Origin of the sequence: Dermacoccus sp. UBA1591 (assembly GCF_002322065.1) — a bacterium.
Lineage (GTDB): Bacteria > Actinomycetota > Actinomycetes > Actinomycetales > Dermatophilaceae > Dermacoccus > Dermacoccus nishinomiyaensis.
Genome location: NZ_DCNR01000113.1, coordinates 9,168 through 14,998, shown reverse-complemented (window position 1 = coordinate 14,998; position 5,831 = coordinate 9,168). Strand labels below are relative to the sequence as shown.

The window sequence follows — 5,831 nt, the reverse complement described above, 5'->3', positions numbered from 1 at the left end:
CTCGTGTTTCACGTGAAACACGAGAGGCGCGGACGGCCGCCATCCCGACGACGGGGGCCGCAGGCCCGGCGACCGACGCCGTCGAGACGCCCGCCGACGGCCCCCAGACCGCAGCGGCGAAGTCCTCGGGAACAGGCGGGGTTCTGCGCAACAGCGCCATCATGGCGGCCGGCACGCTCGTCTCACGCATGCTGGGCCTGCTCCGTTCCGTGCTGACGGTCTGGGCCCTCGGCTCGACGACGGGCATCGCCAACACGTGGGCGACGGCCAACAGCCTGCCCAACATCATCTACCTGCTCCTGGCCGGCGGTGTCATCAACGCTGTTCTCGTCCCGCAGATCACGCGCGCGCTCGAGCACTCCGACGGCGGCAAGGCCTACACGGACCGCATCGTCACGCTCACGCTGACGATCCTGCTCGGCGTCACCGTCATCGGCATGGCCCTCGCCCCGTGGGTCTACCAGATCTACGACCACAAGAACGTCACGGGCGACAAGCTCCACGTCGCCACGGCGTTCACGCTCATCTGCCTTCCGCAGATCTTCTTCTACGGCGTCTACACGATCCTCGGTCAGGTGCTCAACGCGCGCGGACGCTTCGGGGCGTTCATGTGGAGCCCCGCGCTGGCGAACGTCGTCATCATCCTGGGGCTCGTCTGGTTCATCGCGGCGTACCCGCACGGTCAGAACGGGGTTCCGCCGTACTCGGGGTGGACCACGGAGATGATCCTCGTCCTCGCGTTGCCCGCGACGCTCGCGATCGTCGCTCAGGCCCTGGTGCTCGTCCCCGTGCTCAAGCGTGCGGGGTACTCGTTCACCCCGAACTTCAAGTTCCGCGGCGTGGGTCTGCGCAGCGCTTCGACAATGGCCGGCTGGGCGTTCGCGGCCGTCATCGTCCAGCAGCTGGGCCTCATCGTCACGTCCCGGCTGCTCAACTCCCAGCCTGACGGTGAACCCGGAAAGGGAGCGCAGGATCAGGCGTTCCTGCTGTTCACCCTCCCGCACTCCCTCATCACCGTCAGCCTGGTCACCGCGCTGTTCACGCGGATGTCCATCGCCGCCGGCCGCAACGAGACGGACAAGGTGAAGGACGACATGACGACAGGTATCCGCCTGTCGGGCCTTGCGTCGGTCATGCTGACGTTCGGCTGCTTCGCGCTCGTCTTCCCGCTCGTGTCGGCCATGTTCGGCGCGGATCCGGACACCCGGTGGGCCATCGGCTCGATGGCCATCGCCATGCTCGTCGGCCTCGTGCCCTACTCGCTGTGCCTCGTCATTCAGCGCGTCTTCTACGCCTACAACGACGCGAAGACCCCGTTCTGGATGCAGATCATCTGCACGGGGATCGCCGTCGGACTGACCGTGCCCTGGTTCTTCCTGCAGGACACGACCATCCTCGGTCACCCCGGCGCCCACTGGGTCGGCGTCGGCGTCGGTCTCGCGCAGACGATCTCCAACGTCGTCCAGGCCGCGGTGGGTTTCGTCCTGCTGAGGCGCCGCTTCGGCGCCGTCGACCTGTCGGAGACGGTGCGCACATACGTCCGTCTGGCGATCGCCGCGATCATCGCCACCGGCGTCACGTTGCTCGTCAGTTTCCTCATCCACCAGGTCGCGCCCGTCACGCGTGTCGAGAGCCTCGTCGAACTGCTCATCATCGGCCCGCTGTTCCTCGCCGTGTACTTCCTCGTCGCGAGCCGCCTGCGCGTGCAGGAGATCAACAGCCTGCTCGGCCCGATCACCCGTCGTCTGCGTCGAGGCTGACGTCCCCTCGCGGTCGTGACGCGTCATCGTCACGGCCGCTCGGGGCGATGCCTCCAGACCTCGCCGCGCCGAAGGGACGCCGTACCGCGTGGTTGCCCGGCGGGCTGCTTAGGATGAACCGAGCCCGGCGTCTCAGCGACGCGCGGGCCGTGGTTCATCGACGCGACGAGGAGTGCGAGTGCAGGGCATCACGAAGGGCACGGTGCTGGGCAACCGGTACGAGCTGACGTCCGAGATCTCGGACGCCCCCGGTCTCGCACGCTGGATCGCGCGTGACGAGAAACTCGGGCGTGACGTCGCCATCACCGTCGTCGGGTCGCGTTCGGCGCACGCCGACGCGGCGCTCGACAGTGCCCGCCGCGCCGCGGGCGTCGAGGACCCGCGCCTCGTGCGCGTGCTCGACGCGGGGCGCGACGACGAGTTCGCGTACATCGTCGAGGAGCCGCACACGGGCGCCTACAGCCTCGCCGACCTCGCACGCTTCGAGCCGATGCATCCCGAGGAGGCGCGTCGCATCGTCGGTGAGACGGCGAGCGCCCTCGAGGCCGCGCGCCAGCGCGGCCTGCACCACCTCATCCTGACGCCGCGTCACGTCCTACGCCTCGCCGACGGTTCCATCGCCGTCACCCAGGTCGCCGTCGGTGGCTCTCTCGCCGGGCGTGACGACGTCTCCAGCTCCGAGGCGACCGCCATCGACACGCGTGCGCTCGTGGATCTGCTCTACACGGCCTTGACGGGCACGTGGCCGGGCGACCCGAAGGACATCGAGGGCCTCAAGGGCATCGAACTCGCGCAGCGTCGCGCCGACGGGCAGATCGCGACACCCGCCGAGATCGTCGACGGGGTGCCGAGTGATCTCGACGCGATGTGCCGCCAGGTCCTCAACAGCGGTGACGGCCCGCGCACGCCGGGCGAGGTCGCGCGTCAGCTCGCGCCGTGGTCGGCGCAGATCATCACGGCTCCGGGCCGTGGGCGACGCAGCGTCGAAACCGACGACGACACAGCGGACGAGCCCGAGTCGACGTTCGTCGTTCGCCGGGCCGACGTGCGCGCGGGTTCCGGCGACGGTGCAGGCAAGCGCTCGGCCGTCGGAGCCGTCGGTGCTGCGGCCCTCGCAGCGGCAGGTTCGAGCAAGGGTGGCTCGGACAAGAGCGCCTCCGGCAAGGCCGGTGCGACGAGCAGCGGCGTGAGCACCGTCAAGAAGAGCGGCACCAAGAACGGTTCGTCCTCCACCGACGACGTGCGCGGCGACGACGCCACCGACCCCGGCGCGAAGCCCGCGGTGGCTCTTCCGCGCAAGCCCGCCCCGCGTCGTGTCAACGAACCCGACCCCGCCGACGCGACGATGGTGGGCCGCCCCGTCGCATTCGACGCGGACGAGACCACGCAGTTCAACCTCGACGACGAGGACGCCGCGTACGCCCGCACCTCCTACGACCCGTCGTTCGAGGAGCTCGAGCCCCCGGTACCGGGGTTCAACGGCGGCACCGACGACCCTGACCCGGCGAGCAGCAAGCTCGCCCTCGTCCTCGTCGGCCTCATCGTGCTCGGTGCGCTCGTGCTCGCCATCTTCGGGCTCCAGGGCATCACCGGCAGCTCTGACAAGCCGGACGCCGCCGCGAAGCCCAGCACGACCGCCTCGTCGCCGAAGGGTTCGAGTGCGCCGTCCTCTGCCTCGAGCGCTGCCCCGGCAGGCACCCCCGTCCAAGCCGCCGCAGCCACGCTCGTGAACGCGCAAGGAGCGCGCCAATCCGGTTCGCTGGCCGCGGCCAACGCCATCGACGGCAACCCCGACACGGTGTGGATGAGCCTGCGCTACCGTCGCGCCTCCTGGGGCGGCGACCCCGACATGGGTGGCGTCAGCATCGACCTGGGTTCGCAGACAGCCGTCAAGACCATCAAGGTGACGCCCGGCAAGCGCACGCCGCTGACCGCCGACGTCTACGTCAGCGACACCCCCGGCAAGACGGGCACGAAGGTCGGCTCGATGTCGAGCGCGACGAGTGAGCAGACGATCTCGACGAACGCGTCGGGGCGCTATGTCACTGTCTTCATCCCGAATCAGACGAAGCCCGCCGGCCAGTCGTACTACGAGTCGTCGATCGCCGAGGTCACGGTCTCGAAGTGAACGGATCAGTGCTTCGGGACAGCACCGACGAAGAACTCGTCCAGGCTCATCGTGAGGGTGACCCGGACGCGTTCGGCGTGCTGTTCGAGCGCTACAAGGACAGGATGTGGGCGGTCGCCCTGCGCACGACCCGCGACCCGGAGCTCGCCGCGGACGCCGTGCAGGAGGGTTTCCTCGCCGCGTTCAGACGCCTCGAGTCGTTCCGCGGTGATGCGAAGTTCTCGACATGGCTGCACCGCGTCGTCGTCAACTCCGCACTCGACCGGCTGCGCCGACTGAAGCCGACGCAGGAGTGGCCCGAGTACGACATCGCCGACACGCGGGACGCGCATGCGCAGACCGACGTCCGCCTCGACGTCCGTCAGGCCCTTGCGCAGCTGCCCGAGGGGCAGCGCCTGTGCCTCGTCCTCGTCGACATGGAGGGTCTCAGCGTCGCCGAGGCCGCGACGCACCTCGGCATCGCCGAGGGCACCGTGAAGTCGCGGTGTGCGCGGGGGCGCACTGCCCTCGCGGGCATGCTCGCGGATCGATGACGCCGAGGCGTCATCCCGAAGACGTGGCTCACGTCACGGAACCACCGTGCCCGCCTGCGCGTCAGACACAATGAAGCACCCGTCCACGCTCATGAGAGGAGGCCTGACATGACCCGCAACTTCCGCGACGAGTGGGAGGCGTCCGCGCACGCCGACGACAAACCGGTCGCGTCGGCCGAGGTGCAGCAACAGATCGCTGCCATGCTGCGGACGGAGGCCTCCCGTGACGCTCCCCGCATGCCCGACGACGTCGCCACGCGCGTGCGCGACGCGCTGACGAGCGCGTCCCGTGAGGCGGGGGTGCCCTCGGACGAGAGGCTGTCGGACGTGCGACGTCCGCCCGAAGATCTCCAGCGCGATGAGCGCCCCGCGGTGCCCCCGGCGGTGCCGCTGCCGCAGCGTCCTGGAACGCAGCAGCGCCCCGCGGTCCCGGCTTCCGAAGGACAGATGAATCCTCCGGCGGCGTCGCAGAGCCCGTCAGGGGCCACCGTCACCTCCCTGGACGGCCATCGTCGCCGACGCACCCTCGGGCGCGCGGCGCTGGCGCTCGGCGCCGCGGCGGCCGTCGCCATCGGCGCGGTGACCCTCGTGACGAACCGTGACGAGCCCCATCCGAGTGCCCAGCCCACGGCAGAGGCGTCGATGGAACCTGCCGAGGAGAACTACGCCTCACGCGTGCGTGTCACGCAGACGCAGACGAAGTACACGTCGACGGATCTCGCGACGCAGGCTGCGGCGCTGCGGACGTCGAAGTCGCCTGCGATCGAACCCGCGCAGGCCAACGCGCAATCCTTGGGCCCCCTGGCCACCGGCGAGGGCGTGCAGGCCTGCCTGCAGGCCGTCGCGAAGGGCGTCATCGAGAAGCCCGACGCCGTCTACGCCGACTTCGCCACCTACGACGGCACCCCCGCCGTCATCGTCGTCGCCGTGAAGGGCCGCACGTCGACGGCCTGGGTCGTCTCGCGCACCTGCAGCACGGCCACCGACCTCGAGGCGGGGCCGACGTCCGTCACGACGTGAGGGCCGGGGTCGACGGTTTCGCATCGACTTGCTCGCCAGCCCGGTGGCTCGACGCCGCGGTACGCCTCGGCATGCGCTCGGAATGTCCCACGACTAGAGTGCGTTGTGCAAGGTGACAGCGGGCGCGCGACAGCGCCGAGACCTTCCCCGGGCAGCCCGTGACAAGACAACGAAGGAAGCTTTCGTGAGCGACCAGGCCGTGCGCAACCTCATCATCATCGGCTCCGGCCCCGCCGGGTACACCGCCGCCATCTACGCGGCGCGAGCCAATCTCGAACCGCTCGTGTTCGAGGGCTCCGTCACCGCTGGTGGCGCCCTGATGAACACCACCGAGGTGGAGAACTTCCCCGGTTTCTCGGACGGCATCATGGGCCCCGACCTCATGGAGAA

At 69.7% G+C, this 5,831-nt stretch carries 4 protein-coding genes and 1 pseudogene; all 5 read left to right on the top strand.

Annotated features, from left to right (window positions below):
• A partial coding sequence (gene murJ, locus B2284_RS13010) for a murein biosynthesis integral membrane protein MurJ (protein WP_286697613.1) occupies positions 1 to 1,760 on the top strand: 1,760 nt, incomplete at its 5' end.
• Positions 1,761 to 1,938: 178 nt separating this feature from the next.
• Positions 1,939 to 3,888, top strand: coding sequence for a protein kinase family protein (locus tag B2284_RS13005; protein WP_006944774.1), 1,950 nt, complete (start codon positions 1,939 to 1,941; stop codon positions 3,886 to 3,888).
• Positions 3,885 to 4,421 (top strand): RNA polymerase sigma factor SigM, encoded by a 537-nt coding sequence (gene sigM, locus B2284_RS13000; protein ID WP_235006046.1) that lies wholly within the window; start codon positions 3,885 to 3,887, stop codon positions 4,419 to 4,421. The genes B2284_RS13005 and sigM overlap by 4 nt, the downstream gene beginning before the upstream one ends.
• Before the next feature lie 108 nt (positions 4,422 to 4,529).
• Complete coding sequence (locus B2284_RS12995; protein WP_006944757.1) at positions 4,530 to 5,441, top strand: hypothetical protein; 912 nt, start codon at positions 4,530 to 4,532, stop codon at positions 5,439 to 5,441.
• A 184-nt stretch (positions 5,442 to 5,625) separates the two neighbouring features.
• Positions 5,626 to 5,831 (top strand): annotated as a pseudogene (locus B2284_RS12990) (NAD(P)/FAD-dependent oxidoreductase); the annotation flags it as partial.

What these genes read in the sequence shown, in the direction of transcription:
- B2284_RS12995 (WP_006944757.1), top strand. Translation starts at nt 4,530, where the DNA reads ATGACCCGCAACTTCCGCGACGAGTGGGAGGCGTCCGCGCACGCCGAC.